The sequence below is a fragment of the Bradyrhizobium sp. LA6.8 genome (assembly GCF_040547935.1).
GTDB classification, from domain to species: Bacteria; Pseudomonadota; Alphaproteobacteria; order Rhizobiales; family Xanthobacteraceae; genus Bradyrhizobium; species Bradyrhizobium barranii.
Window position 1 is genome coordinate 496,330 of sequence record NZ_JBEPQQ010000004.1, and the last position, 24,697, is coordinate 521,026.

Below are 24,697 nucleotides of genomic sequence, written 5' to 3' on the forward strand. Positions count from 1 at the left end.
ATTCTCGCCAGTTGGCGAGGAGATCGACACGGTTCAGGTGCGTTCGGACGCAATCGGCAAGTTGGCGCAACTGTTCTAGGTCTGTCTCAATCCGCTCCGCGAGGTGATCCGTAAGACACCCGCCGAGCCTCACGCAGTAAGCGTTCAGTATCGAGTCGAAGTAGCAGGCCTGCACACGCAGGCACTGAATGCGTAGGGCTGCCCGCGAATATCGAAACCATAATAACGGTTCGCGGGATGGAAATATCGTCAAACAGCATGGTTGCCGAGCCGGGCATCACAACAACCATCCGGCCGCAACAAGTGCGAAACAGGGGCGAAAGACTAATGTATATTATCGTTGATGATCGCGAGAGCGTCACGAACAGCTACGTTGGAGGGCTCGTTCGCGAAGGTGTATCGTCGATCGGCTTCTCCTCCGGAGAATTCTGGGACTGGCTGCAATCTGCGAGCGAACCGGATCTGGCGGCGGTCGACGCCTTTCTCCTCGGGGACTGCGATGCCCGCGGAAGCCTGCCACGGGCGATGCGCAAGCGTTCCTCGGCGCCCATCATCGCCATGAGCGGCCAGAAGATGCTCAAGAACACGCTTGAGCTGTTCGAATCGGGCGTCGACGACGTCGTCCACGTGCCGATTCACCTGCGCGAGATCCTCGCCCGAACGGCCGCAATCGCGCGCCGCCGGGTGGGCGAGCTACCGAGGCCCTGCGAGACCAGGATCCAGGTCTTCTTCAACGGACGTGACCCCGAGATCGCGGGCCACGCTCTCACCCTGCCCCGCCGCGAGCTGCGCATTCTCGAATATATGGTCAGCAACCACGGCAAGTGGATCACCAAGACGCAGATCTTCAACGCGGTCTACGGCATCTTCGAGTCGACCTTCGACGAGAGCGTGATCGAGAGCCACGTCAGCAAGCTGCGCAAGAAACTCCGCGACCGCCTCGGCTTCGACGCGATCGTGGCCCGGCGCTACGTCGGATACCGCCTCAACATCCCGGCCGGCGAGACCATCGACGTGCCGATGCAGGAACTCGACGAGGTCGGCATCCTCCTGAACAGGGCACATGTCGCCCCGGCGGCGTACCCGGCCGGAAACTAACGCGGCAGGGCACCGCCACGAAAACGACAACGGCCTCTGCGGAGTACCCTTCGCAGAGGCCGTTGCACTTTCAGCGGCAGGGATGGCGGAACAGCGGCCTCGCGATGCCGGCGCGGCGACAGCTACGGCTTCTGCTGGAATTCTTCCTTTGAAACATAGTTGAAGTCCTCGACCAGGACGTCCTGGACGACGTCGGCCTGCATCCGCTCGTTGACGCGCTGCTTGATGGCCGTCGTGAGGATGGAAAGGTCGTAACGGGCGAGCTTCCTGAAATCGAGGCGGTCGTCGGCATAGATCCTGCGGAAGGCCTCGTCGACGACGAACGGCTCCGGCGGGACGTTGAGCTGGTGCATGATCCGCGCCTCAACGGTGTAGACGAAGCGCGCCACGATGTAGCCCTGCACGCTGCCGCCCTCGACCATTGGCACGCTCAGCGCCCGCGTCTTCTGGTATTGAAGGCCGTCGAGATATTCGTCCTTCGCCGGCAGCAGGCTGCCGTTTTCCTTCCAATAGGCCACGGCATAGCTCGTGCCCGCGGTGAGGATGCATACCCAGAGCCCGGCCAGCACGAGTCTGATCATTTTCCGTCCTGTGCTGTGCGGCCGGTATAGGTGCCGTCCGACTCGGCTTCCTTGATCGCCTTGACGATGATGGCCGCGACCTCGCGCACTGCATCGTAGTGCATTTCGAGGATGGAACGGTTTCGCTCGAGCTTCTCGCGCAACCGCTGGATCTCCTCGGTGATCTCGACCTCGTTGCCGAGATGCATCCGTGCCCGCATCAAGCGGACGAATTCGAGCATGCTCCGGCTCTTCCGGGCACTGAAGTCGTCGAAATCGATCTTCTTGCCCGTCGAGAGCGCGACCGTCTCCTCTTCGACGATGTTCTCGAGCCGGCGGATCGCAGACAGCAGGCCACGCACCTCGTCCGATCTCGCCACGTCGGTGCCGTCGTTCACCACGTCACTGCCGAGATTCGGCAGCAGCGCAGGCAAGAACACATCGCCTTCTGCCGCTTCCAGCGTCATCGCCTCGGCGTCCACGACCGGCTGCTCCACCACCAGGACCGCCGCACCTTCTTGTGCTTGCATAGGAAATTCACCCCTCAACTTCTGTCACCCATTCCCGGATCATGATCCGGTCTTTTCCGTAACGCCGGGCCCCGCCGGTTGCGCAGCGGCGAGCTGCTTGGCAATGCCAATGCCCTTGCCCTTTGCCAGCTGAGCACCAAGCTGCTCTGCCAGCATCGACTTCCAGACGCCGCCGGCCGTGCCCTTGCCGAAGACTTCCTCCGACTCCTTCGGCAGCATCGTCTCGACGAATGTCTGGAGAATGAACGCCTCGAACTTCCGGTACACCTCGCCGGATGCGGGCGCCTTGATCACCCGCACCGGCGGCCCGTTCACCGCACCCGGCTGCTGCACTTCGGCAGCCTGCGCCGCGGATTGATCGGCATTCGCCGCTTTGGCCTTGCCGACCTCCGCGTCCATGGTGGCGGCGAAATCGGCGTCCGACGATTTCAGTGCATCGAGCTTCGCGGTCGCCGCCCGCTGCGTCACAGGGTCGGCGGCATCGAGGACATCGAGAACGAGGTCGGGCGTCGCTGTCACGATCATGTCTTGTTCCGGCTGGCTGGCCGTGGCGTCCAGTCACGCACGGCGGGGCTTATTCCCGTCATCTCTTCGAGCGAGCGCGCCTCCGCGTCGCGAAGCTTGTCTGCGAGCGCGGCCTTCGCGACCTGCTCGAGCTGTTTCACACGGCGGGTGTCCGCGCGGACCTGGTCGAGCTGCTGCGACGCCTGCGCCTGGACCGCGCGCGCACCGGCGCTCGTCCTGTTCAGGCGCCGCGCGATTGAATCGCTCGATGAGCCCGCCGGCGGCTTGCCCTCGTTGAGGGTTCCTACCAGCCATTCCTGCTCGTCCTGCAAGCTGCGCTCCTGCTGCCGCAGACGCGCGAGCTGCCATTCGGACAGCCGGAGCTGAAGCTTCACGAGCGAGACCATCCGGCCGAGCTTGTCCGCGCGCGACGTCATGACCATCACTCCGCCAGCCACGACGAGACGCCGAGCATGAATTGCGTCAAGAGCTCGTCGCTGGTGAGGTAGAGCAGCAGGAAGCCGCCGAACAGCACGAAGGGCACCGAGATGAAATAGACCGGAATCGCCGGCGTCAGCTTGTTGATCAGGCCGACCGCGAGGTTGACGATGACCGAATAGACGATGAAGGGGCTGGTGATCCGCAGCGTCAGCACGAACGCCTCGGACAGGCGGCTGACGAGCTGTTCGAGCGCCATGCTGCCGCCGATCCTGTTGCCGGGCTGCCAGACGTCGTAGGAGTTCATCAGCCCGCGCAGGACCTGCCAGTGCTGGTCGGTCATGAAGAACAGCGTGGTGACGGCTGCCATGATCAGCGGGACCAGAGCCGGCGCCGGATCGGTGTCGCCGACCGGCGTTCCCGGGATGTTGCTCAGCCCGATCGCGCCCGCCATCACGGTCGCCATGGTCTGCAGCGCGAGGAAGAACACGCGCCCGCCGAGCCCGATGACGCTGCCGACCACGAGCTCGGAGCAGATCAGAAGCGCAAGCGTCAGCGGCGCGGCGTTGTCGGTGAGAGGTTTCAGGACCGAGATCAGGATCGGCGTCAGCGCAAACGTCGTGACGAGCGCGACGAACAGGCGAACCTGGGCCGGAACGTTGACGCTGGAATAGCCAGGCACGAGCATCAGGCAGGCGCCGATGCGGCAGAACACGATGAACGTGACCAGCACGCTATCGGCAAGCCCGCTGATCACGATATGGCTCCCAGCGCCCTGATCTCGGCACTGCGCGCGACCTCGACATGCGACAGGACCGGCAAGGTCGGGAACACCCGCTCCAGGATCATCCGGACATAGGGGCGGGCTTCGGGGGTGACCGCCAGAACCACGCTGGTGCCGTTCTCGGTGAATTTTCGGATCGCGGCGCTGGCTTCGGTTGCGAACTGCTCGATCAGGCGAGGATCGGCGTCGAATTCGAAGACTTCGCCCTTGGCGTCGCGCTTCAGGCTCTGGTGGAACGCAAGGTCCCAGCGGTTGCCGAGGCGGACGACGTTCAGCACACCGTTGTCGGAAAGGTCGCCGCAAATCTGCTGGGCAAGTCGCGTCCGCACATGCTCCGCGACCTGCTCGGAGCGCCGCACATGGGGTGCGATCTCGGCAATGGCCTCCAGGATCAAATGGAGGTTGCGGATCGACACGCGCTCGGCCAGCAGGATCTTCAGGATAGCCAGCAGGCCCGAATAGGAGATCTGCGACGGGCAGAGATCCTCGACCAGGCGCTTGTATTCGGGATCGAGACGGTCGAGCAGGCCGCGCATGTCCTTGTACGACAGCAGCTGCGCGAGATTTGCCCTGAGCACTTCGCTCAAGTGCGTGAGCAGCACCGACAGGTTGTCGACCGGCTTGCAGCCCTGACGCTTGACCTCGTCGGTGAACGCCTCGGTCACCCACAGCGCCTTCATGCCGAAAGCGGGTTCGATCACCTCTTCGCCGGGAACGTCGGGCTTTCCGTCCTTGTCGACGAGCACCAGCACCTCGCCGAGCCGCAGCTCGCCATGGGCGATACGCGTGTCGTGGATTCGGATCTGGTATCCCTTGGGATCGATCGACAGATTGTCGCTGAGCTTGATCTCCGGAATGACGAAGCCGTATTGCTTGGCAAACTTCTTGCGGAGCTTGCTGACCCGGTGCCCAAGCTCGGTGCGCGCGCCCAGCAGATGGACCGACAGATGGCCGCCGAGCGACACCTCGATCTCTGCGGTCTTGAGCGATTCCTTGACGGATTCCTTGGCATCGGCCTGGGCCCGCTCGTCGGCCTTGCGCGCATGCTCTTTCTTTTCCCGCGCCGCCTGCCGCCGCGGCAGCGAGTAGCCGACAAAGGCCATGGCGCCGCCGAGCAGCACGAAGGGTGCCATCGGCAGCCCAGGCATCAAGGCGAGCACAAACATCATCAACGACGCCGCCGACACCGCGCGCGGGTAGCCACCGAGCTGCCTCAGCACGGCCTGCTCCGCCGACCCCCTGGTGCCGCCCTTGGAGACCAGCAGGCCCGCCGACAGCGACACGATCAGTGCCGGCATCTGCGTTACCAGACCGTCGCCGACGGAGAGTTTGGTGTAGACGTCGGCGGCGCGCGACAGCGTCAGCCCGTGATGCGTCACGCCGATGATGATGCCGCCGAAGATGTTGATCGCGGTGATGATCAGGCCGGCGATTGCGTCGCCGCGGACGAATTTCGAGGCACCGTCCATTGCACCGAAGAACGCGCTTTCCTCTTCGAGCTCGCGGCGCCGGCGCTGGGCCTCCTTGTCGTCGATGAGGCCCGCGGAGAGGTCGGCGTCGATCGCCATCTGCTTGCCCGGGATGGCGTCCAGGGTGAAGCGGGCGCCGACTTCGGCGATACGCGTTGCGCCCTTGGTGATCACGACGAAATTCACCGTCACCAGGATCGCGAAGATGATCAGACCGATGACGAAGTCGCCGCCCATGACGAACTTCGAGAAGCCGGCAACGACGTGACCCGCGGCTTGTTCGCCCTCCCCGCCCCGCGACAGGATCAGACGAGTGGTCGCAACGTTGAGCGCCAGCCGCAGGATCGTCGCGATCAGCAGCACGGTCGGGAAGGCGGAGAAATCGAGCGGCCGCTGGATCCACAGCGCGACCATCAGGATCAGCGCGGACAGCGCGATCGAGAAGGCGAGGCCGAGGTCGATCAGGATCGGCGGTATTGGCAGGAACAGGATCGTGAGCATGGCCACGATACCGCCCGCGAAAAAGGCGTCGGCCCCCAATCGTCGCGGGGTCGGCAGGCTAGCAGCTAATGTATCGGCCATGGGTCACCGGCAGAGGGTCCGCCCCGCAATCTGCCGTGCAAAGCTTACGCGAGGGTGGTGGCCGGGCTCTCGCGGATCAGAAGCCGTGCTCGATCCGCGAATAGACCATCTCGGTGAAGGTGGAGAGATGGGCGCCGATGAAGGAGCCGGAGACAGCAACGACCAGGAGGATGACGATGATCTTCGGCACGAAGGTCAGCGTCACCTCCTGGACCTGGGTCAGCGCCTGGATCAGCGCAATGGCGGTGCCGACAAGCATCGCGGCGCCAACGGCGGGGCCGGAGGCGACGATGATGGTCCAGATCGCCGCCTGGACGATGTCGAGGGCGTCCCGCTCGTTCATGACTGGCTGATCGTAAGGCCGGGCCCGACCGCCACCTTCGTGCCGTTCTCGAGGGTCGCGATGGAGCCGTCGTTGTTGATGGAGATCGAGACGACCTTGCCGCTGAAGTTCGCGCCGGTCGCGTCGGTGAAGCTGACGGTCTTTCCGATCAGCCCGTTGGCCTGCGACAGCGACTGCGACGACAGCAGCGCATCCAGCTTCGAATTGGTCTGCATGGCCTGCTCGACCGTCGAGAGCTGGGCGAACTGGCTCATGTATTGCGAGGTATCCATCGGATTGGTCGGATCCTGATTCTTCATCTCGGCGACGAGGAGCTGAAGAAAGGTATTGTAGTCGACGGTGTTGCTCGCCGTGTTCTTCGTGGAATCGGTCGCATTGGACTTGCTGGTGCTGTCGGTCGCGCTGGTGACGTTCATGTAGCCTCTCCGCTGTCAGGCAGCCTGGAATGGGATCTCGGCGGCGGCGCCGGCCAGGCCGGCCAGGATTGCGTCCTCCACCGGGAACAGCGCCCGGATCCGCTTGAGCGCCTCGAAATAGCGGGTCGTACGGACCAGCTCATGGATCGCGGCGAGCCCGTCGAGCATCTCGCGGCTCTCGCAAACCGCGAGCAGGGCCGCGTGGTGCTCTCCGTAGAGCGCGACTGCGGCGCCGATATCCGTCGGGTTCATCAGCATGAGCTGGACGATGAAATAGAGCTGCCGCATCGCCGTAGTGGCGTCGGAAGCCTGCATGACCTGCCCTTCGAGCAGGAACATCACGTCGTTGACGAGCTCGACGGAGACCTTGCGGTCCACGCGCAGCACTGCGCCATTGACGTAGATCCGCTCACCCGCCCGCAAGGATATTTTCATCAGAGGGCGTCTCGGATCAGGCGGTTGATTTCGATGAGCTGCATCACGTCGTTCGACTTCTCCTCGCGAAGCCGATCGGCTTCCTTGACGACCCACAGACCGATCGAGATGATGTCGGCGCGCAGCTTTTCCGGGAGTGCGTTTTCCGGATGGGCGAGATCCTCGATGAAGATCGTCCAAAGCCGCCGCACATAGAGCAGGCTCTCGACCAGATCTTCGAAGCTGAAGCGCCCGCCCTGGACCCGCTCGAGCCGGTCGATGCCGAGACTGAGCGCCTGCCGCTCGCGGCCCCGCGCCTCAGAGGCGCTATCATCGACGACCGCTTCATAGGCTTCAAACGTCATCAGAACCACTCTGCGCAGGAGACCGAACAACAAGACAAAGTTACAGACCCCGGCTCAGAGATAGTTGATCAGGCTGATCTGCTGGAGCTGCGACGTCAGCGACAGCGCCGTCTTGATCTGGGTCTGCAGGGTGTTGACCCGGACCGAGGCCTCCGTCGGGTCGACGGCCTCCATCTTGACGATCTGATTGTTCAGAATGTCCTGCTGCGTCTTGAGCTTTTCGGTGGCGCCGGTGACCCGCTGCTGGACCGTGCCGACGCCGCCGCCGAGCGTAGCGAGGTCAGTGATGGCGTTACCGACGAGGCCGATGGCCTTGTCCACGACGACCTGGAACGTGTCCTGGCTCAGGTTCGCGTTCCCAAGATCCGCCATCATGGTGTAGGCCTCGGCGAGCCTACGGAAGCCGATCTGGTTGGCGCTAACGGACGTATCGGCGATCTCGGTCGTGGAGATACGGCTTTGCATGGTCTGGTCGGTGGCCGTTGACCAATTGGTGTTCCAGGCCGGGCTCGCGAACTCGGCATCGAAGGTGGTGTTGAGGAAGGTCTGCATTTGGGCCGGGGTAATGGTGCTCACGCTGGCCGAGGATTGCGAGAAGCCGAAGGTCGCAAGGAAATCGGCATCGACCTGGTTCTTGCTGGCCGAACCCGCGGTGTAAGCCGTGATCGGCGTGTTCTGCGTGTTGACCCCCGAGAAGAGATACGAGCCATTATAGGAGACGTTCAGCGCGCCGATCAGATCCTGGAGGTTGGCGGACGCAGGCGGCAGGATGATCCGCCCGCCGCCGTCGGTGCTGCGGGCCGCGATCAGGTCCTTGAGGAAAGAGGTTGCGGTTGCGCCCAGCTGGGTGATCCGGTTCTGCGTCGTGTCCAGGCGCCCCGAGACGAGCCCGTTGGTATCGACGAGCTGATCGGCGAAGCTCAGGTCCGCCCGCAGCGTGACGTCGCTTCCCGTCGTGGCACCAAGCTCGAGGCCGACATCGGCGAAGCGGCCGGTGGTGGCTTCCTTCGAGGCCTTGGTCAGCGCGGCCTGATTGTTCGTGATCGAGGACCTCAACGACGAAGACAGCATCAGGGTCGAGATGTAGTTGGCGCTCATCATGACTTAATTCCCCACGGCGGCCAGCAGGCTCTGCAACATTTGGTCGACGGTCGAGATGATCTTCGACGACGCCGAATAGGTACGTTCGACCTGAAGCATCAAGGACATCTCGTCGTCCATGTTGACGCCGCTGACGTTCGACAGCGCCGCGGAGCTGCGGTCGAGCAGCGTGTTCTGGTAGGTGGCGTTGTCGTCCGCGGCCTTGCGCTGGTTTTCGATCCAGCTCGTCGACGACGCAGCGAAGTCGATCAAGCTGCCGCTCGGCTTGCCTTGCGTGGTTGCATCGAACGGCTGCGACGCATCCATGTTGCCGATCAGCTGCTGCAGCCTGGTCGAGTAGCCGGCATTGCCGGTGGTGTTGTATCTGTAGGCGACGTTGCCGCTGATCGCGCCATCACGCAGCAGGTTGGGATTGCCGCCCTGGGCCGGGTCGACCGACGCGGCAACGCTGATCGAGCCGGCCAGGCCGACCGAGACGGTCGCGCTTGCGGGCATCGCGGGTGAGCCGGGATAGGTGAAGAGGCCGGGCCGGTCGGGCAGCGCGGCGCCGGACTGGTCGACCTCCTTGAAGGACTCGACAAGGCCGCGTGCGACCTCGTCGAGCTGGCTCTGATACGTGACCGTGGCGTTGTCGCGCAATTGGGCGAGGCCAGCGAGCTTGCCGGTCTTGATCGGCATCACGGAATTGGCGCCGGTAACCGGGACACCGTCGATATAGACAGCATTTCCGGTGGTCCCGGGCGTATAGATGTTGGTCGCCGCGAAGCTGACCGAGCGCGCCGTCTTGTCGAACAGCACGACACCGCTGTCGGTGTAGAGCGCCGCGTCGCCGTTGGCGCGCAGCGTCATCGAGACGCCGACCTCCTGCGACATCTTCGAGACGATGTTGTCGCGCTGGTCGAGATAATCGGTGACGTCGTCGCCGGCGATCGTCCCCTTCACGATCGCGGTGTTGACCTTATCGAACTGGGTCAGGAGCTGATTGATATTCCCGACCGAAGTCGCCATGTCGGCGTCCGCTCCCTGGCGCACCGTCTGCACGGTCTTGGTGGCCTGGTTGAGCGCGGTCGCCATGTCCTTGGCGGACGTGACCGCCGCCTGCGCCAGCGTGGTGTTGTCCGGAGCGTTGGCATATTGCTGGAGCGCTTGCTTCAGCTTGTTGAGCTGGGCGGCCGGCGACTGCCCAAGTTCGGGATCGTCCACAGTCGAGGCCGATATCTTCTGAAGACCGTCCAGGATCGCATTCTGCTTGGCGGACCCAGACGTCGCGATCAGGACGTTATTATAGAGACCCGAGCTGGCGGCGCGCTGGATCGCCGCCACGTAGACGCCGGCCCCGGGGAGATTGTCCAGCACGGCGATCTTGCGCGAATAGCCGGCGGCGCTGGCACCGGCTATGTTGCGCGAGATCGTCGACGACTGGATACCCGACGCCATGAGCGACGCACGAGCGGAGTCGAGAGCGGCGGTAAGGGACATGATTTGCTCTTGCCCGGAATGAGCGCTTGAGGATTCAGCGCTTCAGGTTGACGACGACGTCGAGAAGATCGGCGCCGGTCTGGAACGATTTCGAATTCGCGGTGAAGCCGCGCTGCGCCTCGATCATCCCGGTGAGTTCGTCCGCGAGGTCGACGTTGGAGTCTTCCAGCGCGCCCGACTGGACAGTGCCGAGACCGCCGGTACCGGCATTCCCGGCCTGCGCGTTGCCGGAATTCATGTTGGTCGAATAGACGTTGCCGGGCTCCGGCGTCAGGTTGTCGGGGCTCGCGACGTCGGCGAGCATGATGGTGTAGAGCGTCAGCTGCTGACCGTTCTTGAGGATCGCCGTCACGAAGCCCGAATCGTCGACATCGACTTTGTCGATGGCCGATGGAACGCTGCCATTGACAGTCGCCTTGAAGCTGAAGTCGGTTCCGACCTGCGTCATGTTCGACAGGTCCAGGCTCATCGCCGCACCGCCAGGAACGGTGAGGGCGAGAGTCGTCGGGCTCGCCGCGGCCAGCGTGCCTTTGCCGGCTGCGGTCGTATCGAAGGTGAAAGTGGTGGCGGCACCAACCGACGCACCTGTCGCGGAGTTGTAAGCCTGAAGCTGCCAGGTGTCAGAGCCGGCGGCCGTCGCCGTGTGGGACATGTAGACGTCGAGCGTAACGGCCTGGCCGATATTGTTGTAGGCCACGATCGAACTCTTCGACGAATATGACGCCGGCCCGGGCGGACCGGCGATCACAGCCGCTTTCGGATCCAGATTGCCGGTCGTGAGCGTTCCCGCCGTCGACGGCACAGGCACTTGCGAAACCTGGGCAATGTTGACGATCTGCATGCCGGACAGACTGTTCTGCGAGAAATTGGTCACCTTACCGGGCTGGCCCAGGAGGTAGTAGCCGGCCGCGTTGACCAGATTGCCCTGGGCGTCCGGCACGAACGAGCCGGCGCGCGTCAGATATTGCTGCGTGTTGGCGGCGTTCGACACCACGAAGAAGCCGTTGCCCTGCACGGCGAGGTCCGTGGTCGACGTGGTGAACTGCGTGTGTCCCGCGTCGCTGATGGCGTAGCGAACCGTCGTCTCGACGGCGCCGGAGTCGTAATTGCCGGAGCCGCTCTTCAGGATCAGTGACGAGAATTCCGTCGAAGCCCGCTTGTAACCGGTCGTGTTGACGTTCGCGATGTTGTCCGAAACCGTCGACAGCTTGTTGGACTGCGCGCTCATTCCGGAAACGCCGGTGCGCATAACACCATACAGGCTCATGAAGTAGGCTCCTTTGTCAGGTTGTATCTACAATGCGGGTTCTTGCTTGCGCGGAGCTGATGATTGGGATCCGTGCACAACTTTCAGGTGGTAGCGGTCATGTCGTCTTCGGCTGACAGAACGAGCGCGCCTTGTCGGTCCACGCGCCGAAGCCGCTGGAGACGAGATGCGCGACGATGTGACAGACGTAGCGCTTCTGCGCGGGCTGATTGTTGGGGCCTGCGTTGTAGCGCGCGACCGCCATGGTCCAGCTGCCCTCGCGCTGCTTCAGCTCTTTCAGGAAGCGAGCGGCGTATTCGACGTTCTTCGCGGGATCGAACATCGCGCGCACCGACGTGAACTTGTCGCCGTGATAATAATGGTTGATCTGCATGCAGCCGAGGTCGATCAGCTTGATGCCCTTGCTGCGCATCGTCTCGAAATTCGCGATCGCGTCGTTCATGTCCTTGGCGAACACGGTCTGGCCGTCGGCGCCGAGCGCGTAAGGATAGAGCGCACCGCGCCGCCCGGTCTCGGTGAGACCGACCGCATAGAGAATGCCGAGCGGAATGCCGTGCTGCTGGGACGCACGCGCCATCTCGCGCTCGCACGGGCGCGCGTTGTCGGTCGCCGCTGCCGCGGCGCCCGCGTTACAGATAAACAGGACCGCGACGAATCTGCGGGCCCACGTCCTGGTCATGACGCGTCTCCTGGTTGGACTGGCGCTCCTGCCGGGCCTGCTTTGCACCGCCGTCGGATTGCCCGGACGACGTGCCAGCGCCGCCGAACGTGCCTTGCGACTGCGACGATGGCTGTTGCTGGCCGGAGAGCTGCGGCTGCGGCTGGCCGGAGCCGCTCTGGAATCCGTCCAGCGAGCCGTGCTGCACGGGCGCGACGTCGGCGACATAGCCCGCCGACTGCATGAGATCGCGGATCGAGTCGCGCTGCTGATCCAGCATCAGGCTGGTGTCCTTGCGCGCGGCCGCGAGGTGAACTGAAACCTCCGAGCCGACGAGGCGAAGGCGTACCGTGACGTTGCCGAGCGCCGGCGGTTCGAGATTGATCGTCAGGATCTTGAGCGGCTCAGGTGCATTGGTCTGCGACGTCGCGAGATCGGGGGCGGTGGACGCCGTCGGAGCCGGCGACTCCTTCAGCTCGGCGACGACTGCGTTGGCGACCTGCTGCGGAGCGCCGAACTGCGCCGGCGGCAGATGGGTCTCCTGCTGGACCACGGTGACCTTGGTCGCTTCGGGCAATGCGTCCCGCGCCGAGGCTTTGACGGCGCGTTCGACATTGGCCGTGACGGCCTCGAAGCCTTGCGTCGCGGGCATTGGCTTCGAGGACGCATCGCTGCCTTGCTGCGCGGCTGCCGCCGCCTGCGAAGGCGCGGCCTGCGAGCGCGTGCCCGTTGAAGCGGCAGCGGGCGGCGCGGGCTCGGCAGACGTGACCTTCGCGGTGCCCTGGACCTCACGCTTCGTCGTGGCAGAGCGCTCGTCGCGCGCAGGCGCGTCCTTCTTGTCGCCCGCCGGCGATTGCAGCTGCGGCTTCACGGCCGGCACGGCGGCGAACTGCTGTTCGACGACCGCCGGAATGCTCGATCGGGCCGAAACATCGGTCTTCGCGCTGTGGTCGACCGGAGTTTGCGTCTCCGGCGATTTTTCAGTTTTCTCGTCGGACGATTTGCGAATGGATTCGGGCTCGTCATCCGCCTCGGTGCGTTCCCGCACCGTCTTGTCCTTGTCGGCCGGGCGCGCGAGGTGCGTGCGCAGCGATCCGGCCTTCGCGCTCGTGTTGCCGCCCTCGTCGTTGAGCGCCCGCTTCGCGAGATTCGAGACTGTGTGCAGCAGATCGTTGAACGACGAATCTGCCGGCGATTTCGTTCCGGCGGATTTTCCCGAGCGCGATGCGCCGCGCACGTTGAGGCTTTCGGCGAGACCCGAAAAGACCTGTCCGGAGGTTCCACTGAGCTTCGTCATGGGCGATCCCTGGTAAGGCGTTCGAGTTCGCCGAGCTGCTTCCGCGCGCGCGCAAGCGTCTCGGTCGACGCGGCGAGATCGAGACGCGCCGGCGTGACCGGAGGCTTGTCGGCGGCGGCGGTGGATCCGCCCGCGAACGGCTTGCGGACATCGAGTGCGAGCTGCAACGTCGCATTCAGAAACGGAACGTCGCGCTCGGGCAACTTCGAGCGGTCGAGGGCCTTCAACTCGGCGACACCGCCGTCATACTCATCAGTGAGCGCCCGCGAGACGCCGCGGAAGAAATGCGCGCGCTCGCGATCCTCCGACGCATCGGCGCTGAGCGTCAGCGCACGCTCGCCTGCAAGCCGGGTCACCGCCAGCCGTCCATGCACCATCGCGGTGCGCGCGATCACGAGATAAAGCTTGAGGCGGCTCGCGCGGTCGATCTGCTCCAGCAGAGTGACGATCCGCGCAAAGCGGCGCTCGTCGAGAGCAATGCTCGATTGCGTCAGGCCGGAGGCGAAGCGCTGCCAGAAGTCCCCGGCATAGACCGAGTTGCGGTAGTGGCGGATATAGGCGAGCGTCAGGAACTCGAACTTGTCGAAATCCTCGGCCTGCCCGACCAGCAGGATCTCGCGCCGCAGCGCCGCCTCCTCCACCAGCGTGCCCGGCAACAGCAGCCGCGCGTCATCCAGGCGCTCGATCGCGAGCGATGCCTCGGCGCGCGCGAACAGCGCGCCCTGGACCAGCGCGACCTGTCCGCCCAGGCCCGTTGGCAGCGTGCGCGGCTTGACGTCCTTGAGCAGTTCGCGCGCTTCGTCCTGGCGGCCTTCGACATAGGCCAGCGCACCGTTGAACAGCCGCTCGTCGACGTTCAGCTTGTCGCGCGGCAGCTTTCGGACGACCTGCGGCCCGCCGCCGCTAAGCAAATAGATGATGACGGCCTGGCCGTTCTGCGCGTTGCTCCACACGCCGGGATCGGCGGCGAGGAACTTTTCACCGACCTGCCGGGTCAGCGCGATGTGGCTGCCATGCGCCGCGGTGTCGCCACGGGCAATGCCATCCTGCACCGCCTGCAATGTGCGCACGAGCTCATAGGGCTCGCCCGAGGTTGATGCCGGGGACGGTGCCGGATCGGCAAGCGCGCATACCGTCGTGAACGGCAGCAGCAGCAGCGCGGCGCGCAGGAGCGGCCTGATCAAGGGCGCTTCTCCCGGATCAGGATCTCGATCCGGCGGTTCTGCGCCGCCGCCGGGTCGCTCGGAAGCTTCGGCCGCCGATCGGCATAGCCTTCGACGTGCTCGATCCGCTGCGCATCGACGCCGGAGCGAACCAGCATGTAATAGGCCATCTGCGCGCGCGCCGTCGACAGCCGCCAATTGTCGTAGGTCTCCGACTTGTACGGCCGATTATCGGTGTGGCCGCGCACGATGATCACACCCTGGCGCTTCGTCACCAGCGGCCCGATCTTGTCTATCACGCGGATCAGTTCGGGCCGCGGCTCGGCCGAGCCGACTGCGAACATGCCGAAGCTCGCATCGTCGGTCAGGCTGATCAGAAGGCCTTCCTCGACCTGGCGCACCTCGGCCACCGGGCCCGCACCGGCCTTGATGTCCGATAGCGCATCCGCGATCGCGGACTGTAGCTGCTTGACGGTCGGCTGCTGGGTCTGTGCCGCGTCACGCGATTCGGAATTCTTTGCTTGATCGCCGAGGCGTGGCTGCGCGGCTGCATTGGCTTGAGCGCCAGCCTGGGCGCCCGGTTGCGGCGCATTCGCCTGGGCACTGCCATCGCGTTGAGCCTGCGAAGGCGCGGGCCCCGGCGGCAGCAGGGGCGACAGGCTTGCAGACGACGCGTCCGCGTTCGGCGCCACGCTTCCGCCGGCATCGTCCTGCTTGGCACGTTGCGCCTGCGGCTCGCCCTGACCTGTCCCGGACGCGTTGTCGCGCGCGGACGCGTTCGGCTTGGGCTCGCTGTCGACGAAGTGATCCGCATCCTTGGACGTCTGCGGCGTCAACTTCCAATAGCCGGGATCGAAGGGATCGCGGTAGGCATCGCCGCCCTTGAGGCCGTCCTCTTCGGCGGAGGTCAGCGCGCCGGCACGGCGCTGGCCCGAGGCCTGGTTCGCGCTGTTGGCGATCTCGGCAAGCGTCGCATAGGGATCGCGGAACAGAACCTTCTCTTCGAAGGAGGCAGGCTTCTCCGCCGTCGGCGAGTCTCCGCGACGTTCTTCGTTCGGTCCGGCCGGCTGACGCTTGCCGTCCTGGCCTTCGAACTGCGTCGGCTCCTTCTTGCTGAGATCCTTGAGGCCCTTCGGAGCGGGTGCGTTCTCCGCGAGCTTGATCGGGTTGAAATAGCTCGCGACCACCTGCTTCTGGTCCTGGTTGAGCGCATTGAGCAGCCACATGACCAGAAAGAACGCCATCATCGCGGTCATGAAGTCCGCATACGCGATCTTCCAGACGCCACCGTGATGCGCCTCCTCGGCGAAGGCGCTGCGCCTGCGGATGATCACCAGCTCGTGCTTGACTTCTTCCATGGCGGACTACCGGCGCGCCTCGTTCAGACGTTCGCTCCACGCCGCAATCTGCGTCTCGATCACGGTCTGGTCGGCGACAACACGGACCTCGAAAGTGTCGGCGGCTTCGTATTCAATCCCGGTTCGCCGGGCCGTCTGGAGCTGCGAGCGCACCAGATCGAGCAATTCGCCCGGGCCGGTGATCTTGAACACCGGCACCGGCGAATTGCCGGTCAGCGCCGCGATCTGCTCGACCAGCGATCCGATCGCCTTGTCACGGACGGCGTCGGCGAGGAAAGGCAGCAATATCCGCGCAACCGAGCTTGCGATGTTGGTTTCGATCTCGCGGCAGGCCGTCTCGAAGCCGCCTACGATCGTGACCGCCTGCTGGTCGGACCATTTGGCCCGCTCCTCGCCGAGCCGGATCGCGCTGCGGACGCGCTCCTCGGCAACCCTGGCATCGCCTTCCGCGACACCGGCGGCATGGCCGCGACGATAGGCATCTTCGAGAAGATTGACCGACGGAGCTTCCGCCTCGGGCGCCGGAAGCGGCGACTGAAGCTGCGGCTGCGATTGGGCCTGACGCGGCGGCTGGGGCTCGCGCCGCACCTCCATCGGCCTAGTCAGCACATCCTGGATCTTGGGGGGCGGAGGCGGCGGTGGAGACTTGGCCCGCCCATTCGCGTCGAACTGCGTCAGGAGTTTTCCGATAGCCGCGTTCATGCTGCCTCCTCGCGTCGCATCCAGTCTTTAAGGATTGCTGCCGCCTGCATCTGATCGAGCCGGACGATCTGCTCCAGCCGCTTCTGCGGCGTCCGCTGCATCTTGCCTTCGAGATCCTCGACGAGGTTGAGCTCGGGGTCCTGACTGTCGGCCAGTGCAAGTGCTGTTGCAGCTTCGAGCTCGGCGGCCTCGGCCGCCTCGGTCTGCTCCTGCGCTGCGCGATGCGTCAGAATGCCGTTGACCGCGGGGCGAAGGCCGAACCAGACCAGCATCGAGGCAACGGCCAGGATGGTGACCGCATTGATGACGCTGCCGAGCTGCTTGTTGATCATCTCGACAAAGCTGATCGGCGGCACCGGCGCCAGTTCGCGCGAGCCTTCGATGAAGTCGACGGCCGTCACCTGGATCTGGTCGCCGCGCTGCTTGTCCAGTCCGCCTGCCGTCGCCGCGAGCTGGCTGATCTCGGCGAGCTTGCTGTCGACGATCGCCTGGTTGCTCTTGTCGCCGAGATCGGCGACGAGCCGCGCGCGGTTGACCAGCACGGCGATGAAGAGTTTTTTGACCAAATAGCCGTCGCTCACCGTCGTCGTTGTCTTGGACGACACCTCGAAATTGGTGACGTCCTCGCGGCGGGTCTTGTCCTCGCTGGAATTCTTTGTGCCGCCGGAATTCACCTGCTGGTCGGGCAGGTTCTGCTGCACCGTGGTCGGCGTCGAACGGTCCGCATTCTGCGACGATTCCTTCTCGCGCACGTTCCGGACCGAACGCTCGGCGCGGCTCTCCGGGTCGTAGACCGTCTCGTTGGTCTGCCGCTTGTCGGTGGAGAGCTGCGGCGCGACGCTCACCTCGAAATTGTCCAGGCCGAGATATGGCGTCAACGCCTTGCGGATGTTCTCCTGCACCATCCCGCCGACCGTCTTCTGGAGGCTCGCCATCTTGGTCGGCGCTGCGCTCGCTTCGTCCTCTTCGGCGAGCAGCATCGAACCATCGGCATCCAGCACCGTCACCTTGTCCCGGCTCATGCCGGGAATGGCCGCCGCGACGAGGTGGCGGATCGACTGCGCCGTGCGCGCCTCGATCGCGCCGTCGGTGCGCAGCACGACCGACGCCGACGGCGGCTGCTGCGTCGCCCGGAACGAGCCGCGCACCGGCATCACGATATGCACCCGCGCCGCCTTGACGCCCTTCATCAACTGCACGGTGCGCGCGATCTCGCCTTCCAGCGCCCGCAGCTTGGTGACTTCCTGCATGAACGAGGTCAGGCCGAGCGAGCCGATCTTGTCGAACAGCTCGTAGCCGGAATTGGCGCTGGTCGGCAGCCCCTTCTCGGCAAGCAGCATCCGCGCCTGCATGGTCTGGCTCGGGCGCACCGAGATGGCGTCGCCGGCCGTATTGACGTCGAATGTGATATTCTGCTCGCGCAGCGCGGCGCCGATGCGCGTCACGTCTTCGCGATTCAGGCCTGTATAGAGCGTTTCGAACTCAGGCCGGCTCAGATAATAGGCGCCGCCGACGACGGTGACGAGAACGGCAAAGCCGATCAGTCCCAAGGCCATCAGGCGTCGCGGCCCAAGCTCCAGCAGATTGTTGAGCAGTTGCTGTACCTGCGCACGACTGAGCAGCATGTGACCTCGTACAAATGCGAACGTATGGGACACTCCGCTGCCAACCTTGTCTGAAGGTTGCGCGAGGAGGCGAATGTGTCAGTTCGCGGGCGAGGCGTTGCAATTTTACAAGAATCCTGGACGACGCGATCAACTCAGCAGCAACAAGCGGGCGCACGGGCGCATGGCAGCGCAATCGGCTGCGGCGTGTTGCATCACGTCTGGCGTCGGAAGAACTTCCATTACGGGCACATCTTGTGCCGCCACACCCGCCGGTCATGGCAGGGACCGTGCTCCCGGGGGAGCACGGTTGTTTCCAAAGCCGAAGCTTACTTGAACAGCGACAGGATGCTCTGGCTGTTCTGGTTGGCAATCGAGAGCGCCTGAACGCCGAGCTGCTGCTGGGTCTGAAGGGCCTGCAGGCGGGTCGATTCAGCATTCATGTCGGCGTCGACGAGTTGACCGACACCGCGGTCCACCGAGTCCATCAGGGTCTTGACGAACTCCGTGTTGGTCGAGATGCGGTTCTTGACGGCGCCGAGGTCGGCGGCGGCCGAGGACACCGAGTTGATCGCAGTGGTGAGCTGCGTGATGTACCCATCGAGCGTGGTCTGGTCAGCCGTCGAGTCGGTCAGCGCGGAGATGTTGATCGTGTTGACCGACGCCGGGCCGCTCACCTTGTCCAGGATACCGGTCTGGGTCGCGGTATAGAGCGAGTAGTTGGCGATCGTCAGGGTGATGGACCCGATCGTCGGCGTGCCGCCGACGCGCGAGAACGACGACACCAGGTTGAAGGTCGCCGGGGTGGCGGCGGTCGTGCTCAGCCAGTTCACGCCGTTGAAGGTTGCCGCATCGGCGGTACCCTTCATCTGCTGCTGGATCTGGGTGATGTCGGCCTGGATCTTGGTGCGGTCGATACCAGCGGTCTTGGCTTCGACCAGCAGCGCCTGCAGCTTGGTCAGGCCGCCGGTCTTGTCGCCGACAACCGCGGTCAGAGCGGTGTATTCGGTGTCGACGGTCGCAGCCGACAGACCGAGCGAGTCGGAGACGGCGGAGAGCGCGGCGTTGTCGGCGCGCATCGACGTCGCGATCGACCAGTAGGCGGCGTTGTCGGAAGCAGTGGCCACGCGCTGGCCGGTCGAGATCCGGTTCTGCGTGGTCGCGAGCTGCGAGCTGACGCTCCGGAGGGTCTGGAGCGCGGTCATTGCAGCGGAGTTGGTAAGCAGGCTCGAGGCCATTCTTGACGTCCCTTTGAAACGGATTGAATTGATTTTGGGGACATACCGGGCTTGCACCGGTACGGCGGGGCGGCATCATGCCTTTGGGCGGCCGAAGAGCGGGCCCAACCTGTCGTAGCGGCGACGATAGCGCGCGAAGTTTGTGCGAGGCTTGTGGCGACGTGGCTGGACCGCAACACGGTGAGCCAGGAGGTCACGACGCGTGACGAGCGTACGCCAAATGAAAAGGCCGCGCTTCGCGAGAAGCGCGGCCTTCCCGGATGGTTTTGAGGCTTAGCCGCGGAACAGCGACAGGATGCTCTGGCTGTTCTGGTTGGCGATCGAGAGCGCCTGAACGCCGAGCTGCTGCTGGGTCTGAAGGGCCTGAAGGCGGGTCGATTCCGCATTCATGTCGGCGTCGACGAGCTGACCAACACCGCGGTCCACCGAGTCCATCAGGGTCTTGACGAATTCCGTGTTGGTCGAGATGCGGTTCTTGACGGCGCCGAGGTCGGCGGCGGCCGAGGCCACCGAGTTGATCCCGGCCGTGACCTGCGCGATGTAGCCATCGAGCGTGGTCATGTCAGCCGTCGAGTCGGTCAGCGCCGCGATGCTGATCGTGTCGATCGATGCAGCGCCGCTCACCTTGTCCAGGATGCCGCCCTGGGTCGCGGTGTAGAGCGAGTAGTTGGCGATCGTCAGGCTGATGGATCCGATCGTCGGCGTGCCGCCGACGCGCGAGAACGACGACACCAGGTTGAAGGTCGCCGGCGTGGTCGCGGTCGTGCTCAGCCAGTTCACGCCGTTGAAGGTCGCCGCATTGGCGGTACCCTTCATCTGCTGCTGGATCTGGGTGATGTCGGCCTGGATCTTGGTGCGGTCGATACCAGCAGTCTTGGCTTCGACCAGCAGCGCCTGGAGCTTGGTCAGGCCGCCGGTCTTGTCGCCGACAACCGCGGTCAGAGCGGTGTATTCGGTGTCGACGGTCGCAGCCGACAGACCGAGCGAGTCGGAGACGGCGGAGAGCGCGGCGTTGTCGGCGCGCATCGACGTCGCGATCGACCAGTAGGCGGCGTTGTCGGAAGCAGTGGCCACGCGCTGGCCGGTCGAGATCCGGTTCTGCGTGGTCGCGAGCTGCGAGCTGACATTGCGGAGGGTCTGCAGCGCAGTCATTGCAGACGAGTTGGTGAGCAGACTTGAACCCATTTTTGATGTCCCTTTGAAGATTGAACTGTTTTTGGGGACATACCGGGCTTGCACCGGTACGACAGGGCGGCGTCATGCCTTTGGGCGGCGAAAAAGCAGGCCCAACCTGTCGTAGCGGTGACGATAGCGCGCGAAGCTTGTGCGAGGCTTGTGGCTCTGTGCCCGGACTGCAACAGGGCAGCCGAATTTGCGGCGTGCGCGCGGCAACACACCAAACGAAAGGGCCGCGCTTCGCGAGAAGCGCGGCCCTCCCCAGATGGTCTAAGGCTTAGCGGAACAGCGACAGGATGCTCTGGCTGCTGTTGTTGGCGATCGAGAGCGCCTGCACGCCGAGCTGCTGCTGGACCTGGAGGGCCGCCAGGCGGGTGGACTCCTGGTTCATGTCGGCGTCGACGAGCTGGCCGATACCGCGATCAACCGAGTCCATCAGCGACTTCACGAAGTCCGTGTTGGTCGAGATACGGGTCTTGACGGCGCCGAGGTCGGCGGCGGCCGAGGCCACCGAGTTGATCCCGGCCGTGACCTGCGCGATGTAGCCATCGAGCGTGGTCTGGTCAGCCGCGGAGTCGGTCAGCGCCGCGATGCTGAGCGTGTCGATCGACGCCGCGCCGCTCACCTTGTCCAGGAAGCCGCCCTGGGTCGCGGTGTAGAGCGAGTAGTTGGCGGTGGTCAGGGTGATCGAGCCCGTGGTCGGCGTGCTGCCGACGCGGGAGAACGACGACACCAGGTTCACGGTCGCCGGGGTAGTGGCGGTCGTGCTCAGCCAGTTCACGCCGTTGAAGGTCGCCGCATTGGCTGTCGCCTTCATCTGCTGCTGGATCTGGGTGACGTCCGCCTGGATCTTGGTGCGGTCGATACCAGCGGTCTTGGCTTCGACCAGCAGCGCCTGCAGCTTGGTCAGGCCGGAGTCCTTGTTGCCGATAACCGTGGTCAGAGCGGTATATTCGGTGTCGACCGTCGCAGCCGACAGACCGAGCGAGTCGGAGACGGCGGAGAGCGCGGCGTTGTCGGCGCGCATCGACGTTGCGATCGACCAGTAGGCGGCGTTGTCGGAAGCGGTGGCCACGCGCTGGCCGGTCGAGATCCGGTTCTGCGTGGTGGAGAGTTGCGAGCTGACAGACCGCAGGGTCTGGAGCGCGGTCATGGCGGTCGAGTTCGTAAGCAGGCTTGACATTGCGAATGTCCCTTTGATGTACGCGTTACATTTTCACGAGGGGACATACCGGGCTTTCACCGGTACGGAGGGGCGGCATCATGCCTTTGGACTGATGTGGGTGGGGTCCAACCCGCCGTGCCGCATTCCTAGCACGTCGAATCTTGCGCCGAGATTAAGATCGGCTTGAATTTCGCTGTAATATCATATAGTTAACATTACCCTCTGCTAACCATAGACCAGCACTTTTCGCTAACCATAACCGGCCGGCGATCGCGGTCGCTACGAGAACGACCGCACCAGTCCGGAGGCCAGCAGGTTCCAGCCGTCGATCAACACGAAGAACAGCATCTTGAACGGCAGCGCGATGATCGTCGGCGGCATCATCATCATGCCCATCGACATGGTCAGCGTCGCCACGATCATGTCGATGACGAGGAACGGCAGGATGATGAGGAATCCGATCTCGAACGAACGCCTGAGCTCGGAGATCATGAAGGCCGGAATGATGACGCGCATGTCGATGCGCTTGTCGTCGAACTTCTTGCGGAAGCTCTCCGCGGCGAGTGCCTCGAAGGTCTGGAGATCCTTGTCGCGGACATGGGCCAGCATGAACTCGCGGAACGGATCGGTGATCTTCAGATAGGCCTCTTCCTCCGAGATCTCGTTCTTCATCAGCGGCTGGACGCCGGTTTCCCAGGCGCGGTCGAAGGTCGGCGCCATCACGTAGAAGGTCATGAACAGCGCGAGGCTGATCAGCACCAGATTGGCCGGCGTGGTCTGAAGGCCGAGACCGGAGCGCAGGAACGACAGCGCCACCGCAAATCGCGTGAAGCTCGTCACCATGATCAGCAGCCCCGGCGCCACCGACATCACCGTGATCACCGCCATCAACTGGATGATGCGGCCGCTGGTCGAGCCGTTGCCCGGCGGCAGCAGCGAGTTGAGGTCCGGAATCTGGGCCAGCGCCACCTCGGGCAGCACGACCAGAACCAACGCGAGCAGCAGGACTCTCACTCTCACTCTCACTGAATCACCAAGGTCTCAATGATCAATTCGCGGATCTTGCCCGACGAGCGGATATTGGCGCGCTCTGTCAGGTCGTCGCGCAGATGCTGAAGCCCGCGCGATCCCTCGAACTGGCCAACCGATGCCGACCGCAGATAGGTCACGATGTCCTCGCTGATATGGGCGGCCAGGATGCCGGCATCCTCGTCGCTCATGCTATCGGTCACCATGGAGGCTTCGACACGGGCCCAGTTGTTGGCCGGCGCGGCGAGATTGGTCACGATCGGGGACAGCTTTCTCAGCCGTGCGCTGCCGGCGTAGCTCGTGGCAAGGGGCGGCGGCGTGGCGGTCTTCTTTGCGTCGGCGACGCGCTCCGCGGCCGCGAACAGATGTAGGCCTGCAACCGCGCCCGCACCGATCGCGATCAGGGTCAGCACCACAATGGCCGCAATCAGGCGCATCACGTCCCCTGCCCTCGCGGCGCGGCGCGGTCGGCGCGATTCTCAGAATGGTGCCACGGCGTCATAGATCCGATGTCCCCATCCAGGCTGCTGCACGTCAGACAGATTTCCGCGACCGCCATAGGCCACGCGTGCCTCGGCGATCTTCTCGTAGGAGATCGTGTTGGTGCGCGAGATATCGCGCGGACGCACGATGCCGCCGACGTTGAGCACGCGCATCTCGGTATTGACCTTGAACTCCTGCGAGCCGCTGATCATCATATTGCCGTTGGGCAACACGTCGGTGACGATGGCGGCAATCGACAGCTTGATGTCTTCGGTACGATCGATCTGACCGTTCCCCTTGATCTGGGTGTTGGTGTTCAGATTGGCGCTGGTCGAGCCCTTGTCCTGCCATCCGGCGACGTCCATCAGCCAATCCAGCCCGAACTTGATTTGCGAATCGCGCGAACGATCGGTCTTGTTGTCGAGCTTGGCCTTGTCCTGCATCGAGATGATGACGGTCACGACGTCGCCGGTGCGCCGGGCACGGGGATCGCGATAGAGATCCGTGCCGTCGTCCCAGGTCGAGCGATAGCTGACGGGCGTACGCATGCGGGGCGTCACCGGAATCGGATCGGCCTGTGTCCTCAGGCCGGTGCCGACCGGCGACAGTCGCGGACCGGTCAGCACTTCCGCGGGATCGCCGATGCACCCGGTCAGCATCAGGAGCGGCAGGATGAGGATCAGATTCTTCATCTATTTGGTCTTTCCGTCATCCACGCGACGCATTCCGCCGAGCAGATCGGCAAGGTGCGCCGCGCGTGCCGTCTCCATCTCGTTGAAGATCGCGCTCGAGCTCCTCGGACTGAGTTTTGCAAGCACGGCGGCGGCGGTCTCGTCCGCCATCCCGGCGATCTGGGTCGCCGCGGCATCCGGCTTCATGCGCGAATAGATCTCGACGACGCTCGCTTCGGCCTTCTTCAGGAAGTCGTCACGCAGCGCCATCCACTTCTCGTATTCGGCGCGCTTCGCCTCGACCTCGGCGATCCGCTCCCGGAGCTGGGTCTCGGCCTTCTCCAGCTCCCTGAGCTGCCAGGCCAGCCGCGCATCGACGGCGGGGTCGGCGACATTGCTGCAGAACAGGGCGACCTCATTGTCCGCAGGTACCGCAGCCTGTGCCGGTGCGGGCTTCGGCGGCGCCGTGACGCTGCCCGGCTTGGCCGGGCGCACGGGCGCGACTGCGGGCGCCGGCGCAGGCTTCTCGGGAGCCGGCACGGCCCCCGTGATTGCGGGTCCGGAATCTTCGGCGGCCCATGCCGTCGCCCGGAACGACGCATTATCGCCCGGTATCGACGGGGCCGACGGCTTCTGCGGTCCAGGCGCGCGGGCACGCGCGAAGGACAGCAGGTTGAGCGGCTTCGACGGCTTGGCCTCATCCAGCGCCAGAACGGGCGAAGCGCATCCGAACGCGCAGGCCGCGACCAGGAGGAGGAGTTTGGCTTTGTGATCCAGTTTCAGCATCGGGCCGCGTGCGATTC

The 24,697-nt window shown here is 64.4% G+C and carries 27 protein-coding genes; 1 reads left to right on the top strand and 26 read right to left on the bottom strand.

Going from position 1 to position 24,697, the window contains the following annotated elements; all coding sequences use genetic code 11:
- Positions 1 to 327: 327 nt before the first annotated feature.
- On the top strand, positions 328 to 1,098 hold the full coding sequence (locus tag ABIA90_RS22515) for a response regulator transcription factor (protein ID WP_071909986.1): 771 nt from the start codon (positions 328 to 330) through the stop codon (positions 1,096 to 1,098).
- Positions 1,099 to 1,220: 122 nt separating this feature from the next.
- Here the strand turns inward: ABIA90_RS22515 and ABIA90_RS22520 are convergent, their stop codons facing one another.
- The 26 genes from ABIA90_RS22520 to ABIA90_RS22645 all read right to left on the bottom strand — a co-directional run bounded on the left by ABIA90_RS22520 (position 1,221) and on the right by ABIA90_RS22645 (position 24,680).
- The gene (locus ABIA90_RS22520; RefSeq protein WP_014492689.1) at positions 1,221 to 1,679 is read right to left on the bottom strand and encodes a hypothetical protein; all 459 of its coding nucleotides are present in this window, start codon (positions 1,677 to 1,679) and stop codon (positions 1,221 to 1,223) included.
- Complete coding sequence (locus ABIA90_RS22525; protein ID WP_354119348.1) at positions 1,676 to 2,188, bottom strand: flagellar biosynthesis protein FlgN; 513 nt, start codon at positions 2,186 to 2,188, stop codon at positions 1,676 to 1,678. The genes ABIA90_RS22520 and ABIA90_RS22525 overlap by 4 nt, the downstream gene beginning before the upstream one ends.
- A 39-nt stretch (positions 2,189 to 2,227) precedes the next feature.
- Positions 2,228 to 2,713: a rod-binding protein gene (locus tag ABIA90_RS22530; protein ID WP_354119347.1), complete on the bottom strand. Its 486-nt coding sequence runs from the start codon at positions 2,711 to 2,713 to the stop codon at positions 2,228 to 2,230.
- Positions 2,710 to 3,129, bottom strand: coding sequence for a hypothetical protein (locus ABIA90_RS22535; RefSeq protein ID WP_354119346.1), 420 nt, complete (start codon positions 3,127 to 3,129; stop codon positions 2,710 to 2,712). The genes ABIA90_RS22530 and ABIA90_RS22535 overlap by 4 nt, the downstream gene beginning before the upstream one ends.
- Positions 3,130 to 3,134: 5 nt before the next feature.
- Entirely contained in the window at positions 3,135 to 3,887 is a 753-nt protein-coding gene (gene fliR / locus ABIA90_RS22540; protein ID WP_063981318.1) for a flagellar biosynthesis protein FliR, read from the bottom strand.
- Positions 3,884 to 5,965, bottom strand: a complete 2,082-nt coding sequence (flhA, locus tag ABIA90_RS22545) for a flagellar biosynthesis protein FlhA (protein ID WP_071909981.1) — start codon at positions 5,963 to 5,965, stop codon at positions 3,884 to 3,886. The genes fliR and flhA overlap by 4 nt, the downstream gene beginning before the upstream one ends.
- Positions 5,966 to 6,041: 76 nt before the next feature.
- The gene (gene fliQ / locus ABIA90_RS22550; protein ID WP_014492683.1) at positions 6,042 to 6,308 is read right to left on the bottom strand and encodes a flagellar biosynthesis protein FliQ; all 267 of its coding nucleotides are present in this window, start codon (positions 6,306 to 6,308) and stop codon (positions 6,042 to 6,044) included.
- Positions 6,305 to 6,724, bottom strand: a complete 420-nt coding sequence (gene flgD, locus ABIA90_RS22555) for a flagellar hook assembly protein FlgD (protein WP_354119345.1) — start codon at positions 6,722 to 6,724, stop codon at positions 6,305 to 6,307. Before flgD ends, fliQ begins: the two co-directional genes overlap by 4 nt.
- A gap of 15 nt (positions 6,725 to 6,739) precedes the next feature.
- Positions 6,740 to 7,159 carry a flagellar biosynthesis repressor FlbT gene (gene flbT, locus ABIA90_RS22560; RefSeq protein WP_354119344.1) on the bottom strand — a complete coding sequence of 140 codons (420 nt, stop codon included), beginning with the start codon at positions 7,157 to 7,159 and terminating at the stop codon, positions 6,740 to 6,742.
- Positions 7,159 to 7,503 (bottom strand): flagellar biosynthesis regulator FlaF, encoded by a 345-nt coding sequence (gene flaF, locus ABIA90_RS22565; protein WP_208069782.1) that lies wholly within the window; start codon positions 7,501 to 7,503, stop codon positions 7,159 to 7,161. The genes flbT and flaF overlap by 1 nt, the downstream gene beginning before the upstream one ends.
- 54 nt (positions 7,504 to 7,557) lie before the next feature.
- Positions 7,558 to 8,604, bottom strand: coding sequence for a flagellar hook-associated family protein (locus ABIA90_RS22570; protein WP_231143350.1), 1,047 nt, complete (start codon positions 8,602 to 8,604; stop codon positions 7,558 to 7,560).
- Between the two features lie 3 nt (positions 8,605 to 8,607).
- Positions 8,608 to 10,083, bottom strand: a complete 1,476-nt coding sequence (flgK, locus tag ABIA90_RS22575; RefSeq protein ID WP_071909975.1) for a flagellar hook-associated protein FlgK — start codon at positions 10,081 to 10,083, stop codon at positions 8,608 to 8,610.
- 34 nt (positions 10,084 to 10,117) lie between these two features.
- Complete coding sequence (locus ABIA90_RS22580; protein ID WP_063981311.1) at positions 10,118 to 11,350, bottom strand: flagellar hook protein FlgE; 1,233 nt, start codon at positions 11,348 to 11,350, stop codon at positions 10,118 to 10,120.
- Positions 11,351 to 11,447: 97 nt separating this feature from the next.
- The gene (locus tag ABIA90_RS22585; RefSeq protein WP_135216103.1) at positions 11,448 to 12,029 is read right to left on the bottom strand and encodes a transglycosylase SLT domain-containing protein; all 582 of its coding nucleotides are present in this window, start codon (positions 12,027 to 12,029) and stop codon (positions 11,448 to 11,450) included.
- The gene (gene fliK / locus ABIA90_RS22590) at positions 11,980 to 13,305 is read right to left on the bottom strand and encodes a flagellar hook-length control protein FliK (protein WP_354119343.1); all 1,326 of its coding nucleotides are present in this window, start codon (positions 13,303 to 13,305) and stop codon (positions 11,980 to 11,982) included. Before fliK ends, ABIA90_RS22585 begins: the two co-directional genes overlap by 50 nt.
- A complete protein-coding gene (locus ABIA90_RS22595; RefSeq protein WP_354119342.1) occupies positions 13,302 to 14,489 on the bottom strand; it encodes a chemotaxis protein in 1,188 nt (395 codons plus the stop codon). Before ABIA90_RS22595 ends, fliK begins: the two co-directional genes overlap by 4 nt.
- On the bottom strand, positions 14,486 to 15,826 hold the full coding sequence (locus tag ABIA90_RS22600) for a MotB family protein (protein ID WP_354119341.1): 1,341 nt from the start codon (positions 15,824 to 15,826) through the stop codon (positions 14,486 to 14,488). The genes ABIA90_RS22595 and ABIA90_RS22600 overlap by 4 nt, the downstream gene beginning before the upstream one ends.
- Before the next feature lie 6 nt (positions 15,827 to 15,832).
- Complete coding sequence (locus ABIA90_RS22605; RefSeq protein ID WP_354119340.1) at positions 15,833 to 16,528, bottom strand: hypothetical protein; 696 nt, start codon at positions 16,526 to 16,528, stop codon at positions 15,833 to 15,835.
- Positions 16,525 to 18,153, bottom strand: a complete 1,629-nt coding sequence (fliF, locus tag ABIA90_RS22610; protein ID WP_063981305.1) for a flagellar basal-body MS-ring/collar protein FliF — start codon at positions 18,151 to 18,153, stop codon at positions 16,525 to 16,527. Before fliF ends, ABIA90_RS22605 begins: the two co-directional genes overlap by 4 nt.
- A gap of 308 nt (positions 18,154 to 18,461) precedes the next feature.
- Positions 18,462 to 19,370 (bottom strand): flagellin N-terminal helical domain-containing protein, encoded by a 909-nt coding sequence (locus ABIA90_RS22615; RefSeq protein WP_063981304.1) that lies wholly within the window; start codon positions 19,368 to 19,370, stop codon positions 18,462 to 18,464.
- A gap of 273 nt (positions 19,371 to 19,643) precedes the next feature.
- Complete coding sequence (locus tag ABIA90_RS22620) at positions 19,644 to 20,555, bottom strand: flagellin N-terminal helical domain-containing protein (RefSeq protein WP_071909959.1); 912 nt, start codon at positions 20,553 to 20,555, stop codon at positions 19,644 to 19,646.
- A 268-nt stretch (positions 20,556 to 20,823) separates the two neighbouring features.
- Positions 20,824 to 21,729 carry a flagellin N-terminal helical domain-containing protein gene (locus ABIA90_RS22625; protein ID WP_071909957.1) on the bottom strand — a complete coding sequence of 302 codons (906 nt, stop codon included), beginning with the start codon at positions 21,727 to 21,729 and terminating at the stop codon, positions 20,824 to 20,826.
- A gap of 261 nt (positions 21,730 to 21,990) precedes the next feature.
- Complete coding sequence (fliP, locus tag ABIA90_RS22630; protein ID WP_071909955.1) at positions 21,991 to 22,731, bottom strand: flagellar type III secretion system pore protein FliP; 741 nt, start codon at positions 22,729 to 22,731, stop codon at positions 21,991 to 21,993.
- A gap of 2 nt (positions 22,732 to 22,733) precedes the next feature.
- Complete coding sequence (locus tag ABIA90_RS22635; protein WP_014492666.1) at positions 22,734 to 23,177, bottom strand: flagellar basal body-associated FliL family protein; 444 nt, start codon at positions 23,175 to 23,177, stop codon at positions 22,734 to 22,736.
- Positions 23,178 to 23,219: 42 nt separating this feature from the next.
- Positions 23,220 to 23,915: a flagellar basal body L-ring protein FlgH gene (gene flgH, locus ABIA90_RS22640; RefSeq protein WP_028153467.1), complete on the bottom strand. Its 696-nt coding sequence runs from the start codon at positions 23,913 to 23,915 to the stop codon at positions 23,220 to 23,222.
- On the bottom strand, positions 23,916 to 24,680 hold the full coding sequence (locus ABIA90_RS22645; RefSeq protein ID WP_231143358.1) for a MotE family protein: 765 nt from the start codon (positions 24,678 to 24,680) through the stop codon (positions 23,916 to 23,918). It abuts the gene before it with no gap.
- Positions 24,681 to 24,697 lie beyond the last annotated feature (17 nt).

What these genes read in the sequence shown, in the direction of transcription:
- ABIA90_RS22515 (WP_071909986.1), top strand. Translation starts at nt 328, where the DNA reads ATGTATATTATCGTTGATGATCGCGAGAGCGTCACGAACAGCTACGTT.
- ABIA90_RS22520 (WP_014492689.1), bottom strand. Translation starts at nt 1,679, where the DNA reads ATGATCAGACTCGTGCTGGCCGGGCTCTGGGTATGCATCCTCACCGCG.
- ABIA90_RS22525 (WP_354119348.1), bottom strand. Translation starts at nt 2,188, where the DNA reads ATGCAAGCACAAGAAGGTGCGGCGGTCCTGGTGGTGGAGCAGCCGGTC.
- ABIA90_RS22530 (WP_354119347.1), bottom strand. Translation starts at nt 2,713, where the DNA reads ATGATCGTGACAGCGACGCCCGACCTCGTTCTCGATGTCCTCGATGCC.
- ABIA90_RS22535 (WP_354119346.1), bottom strand. Translation starts at nt 3,129, where the DNA reads ATGACGTCGCGCGCGGACAAGCTCGGCCGGATGGTCTCGCTCGTGAAG.
- flhA (WP_071909981.1), bottom strand. Translation starts at nt 5,965, where the DNA reads ATGGCCGATACATTAGCTGCTAGCCTGCCGACCCCGCGACGATTGGGG.
- fliQ (WP_014492683.1), bottom strand. Translation starts at nt 6,308, where the DNA reads ATGAACGAGCGGGACGCCCTCGACATCGTCCAGGCGGCGATCTGGACC.
- flgD (WP_354119345.1), bottom strand. Translation starts at nt 6,724, where the DNA reads ATGAACGTCACCAGCGCGACCGACAGCACCAGCAAGTCCAATGCGACC.
- flbT (WP_354119344.1), bottom strand. Translation starts at nt 7,159, where the DNA reads ATGAAAATATCCTTGCGGGCGGGTGAGCGGATCTACGTCAATGGCGCA.
- flaF (WP_208069782.1), bottom strand. Translation starts at nt 7,503, where the DNA reads ATGACGTTTGAAGCCTATGAAGCGGTCGTCGATGATAGCGCCTCTGAG.
- ABIA90_RS22570 (WP_231143350.1), bottom strand. Translation starts at nt 8,604, where the DNA reads ATGATGAGCGCCAACTACATCTCGACCCTGATGCTGTCTTCGTCGTTG.
- flgK (WP_071909975.1), bottom strand. Translation starts at nt 10,083, where the DNA reads ATGTCCCTTACCGCCGCTCTCGACTCCGCTCGTGCGTCGCTCATGGCG.
- ABIA90_RS22580 (WP_063981311.1), bottom strand. Translation starts at nt 11,350, where the DNA reads ATGAGCCTGTATGGTGTTATGCGCACCGGCGTTTCCGGAATGAGCGCG.
- ABIA90_RS22585 (WP_135216103.1), bottom strand. Translation starts at nt 12,029, where the DNA reads ATGACCAGGACGTGGGCCCGCAGATTCGTCGCGGTCCTGTTTATCTGT.
- fliK (WP_354119343.1), bottom strand. Translation starts at nt 13,305, where the DNA reads ATGACGAAGCTCAGTGGAACCTCCGGACAGGTCTTTTCGGGTCTCGCC.
- ABIA90_RS22600 (WP_354119341.1), bottom strand. Translation starts at nt 15,826, where the DNA reads ATGGAAGAAGTCAAGCACGAGCTGGTGATCATCCGCAGGCGCAGCGCC.
- ABIA90_RS22605 (WP_354119340.1), bottom strand. Translation starts at nt 16,528, where the DNA reads ATGAACGCGGCTATCGGAAAACTCCTGACGCAGTTCGACGCGAATGGG.
- fliF (WP_063981305.1), bottom strand. Translation starts at nt 18,153, where the DNA reads ATGCTGCTCAGTCGTGCGCAGGTACAGCAACTGCTCAACAATCTGCTG.
- ABIA90_RS22615 (WP_063981304.1), bottom strand. Translation starts at nt 19,370, where the DNA reads ATGGCCTCGAGCCTGCTTACCAACTCCGCTGCAATGACCGCGCTCCAG.
- ABIA90_RS22620 (WP_071909959.1), bottom strand. Translation starts at nt 20,555, where the DNA reads ATGGGTTCAAGTCTGCTCACCAACTCGTCTGCAATGACTGCGCTGCAG.
- ABIA90_RS22625 (WP_071909957.1), bottom strand. Translation starts at nt 21,729, where the DNA reads ATGTCAAGCCTGCTTACGAACTCGACCGCCATGACCGCGCTCCAGACC.
- ABIA90_RS22635 (WP_014492666.1), bottom strand. Translation starts at nt 23,177, where the DNA reads ATGCGCCTGATTGCGGCCATTGTGGTGCTGACCCTGATCGCGATCGGT.
- flgH (WP_028153467.1), bottom strand. Translation starts at nt 23,915, where the DNA reads ATGAAGAATCTGATCCTCATCCTGCCGCTCCTGATGCTGACCGGGTGC.
- ABIA90_RS22645 (WP_231143358.1), bottom strand. Translation starts at nt 24,680, where the DNA reads ATGCTGAAACTGGATCACAAAGCCAAACTCCTCCTCCTGGTCGCGGCC.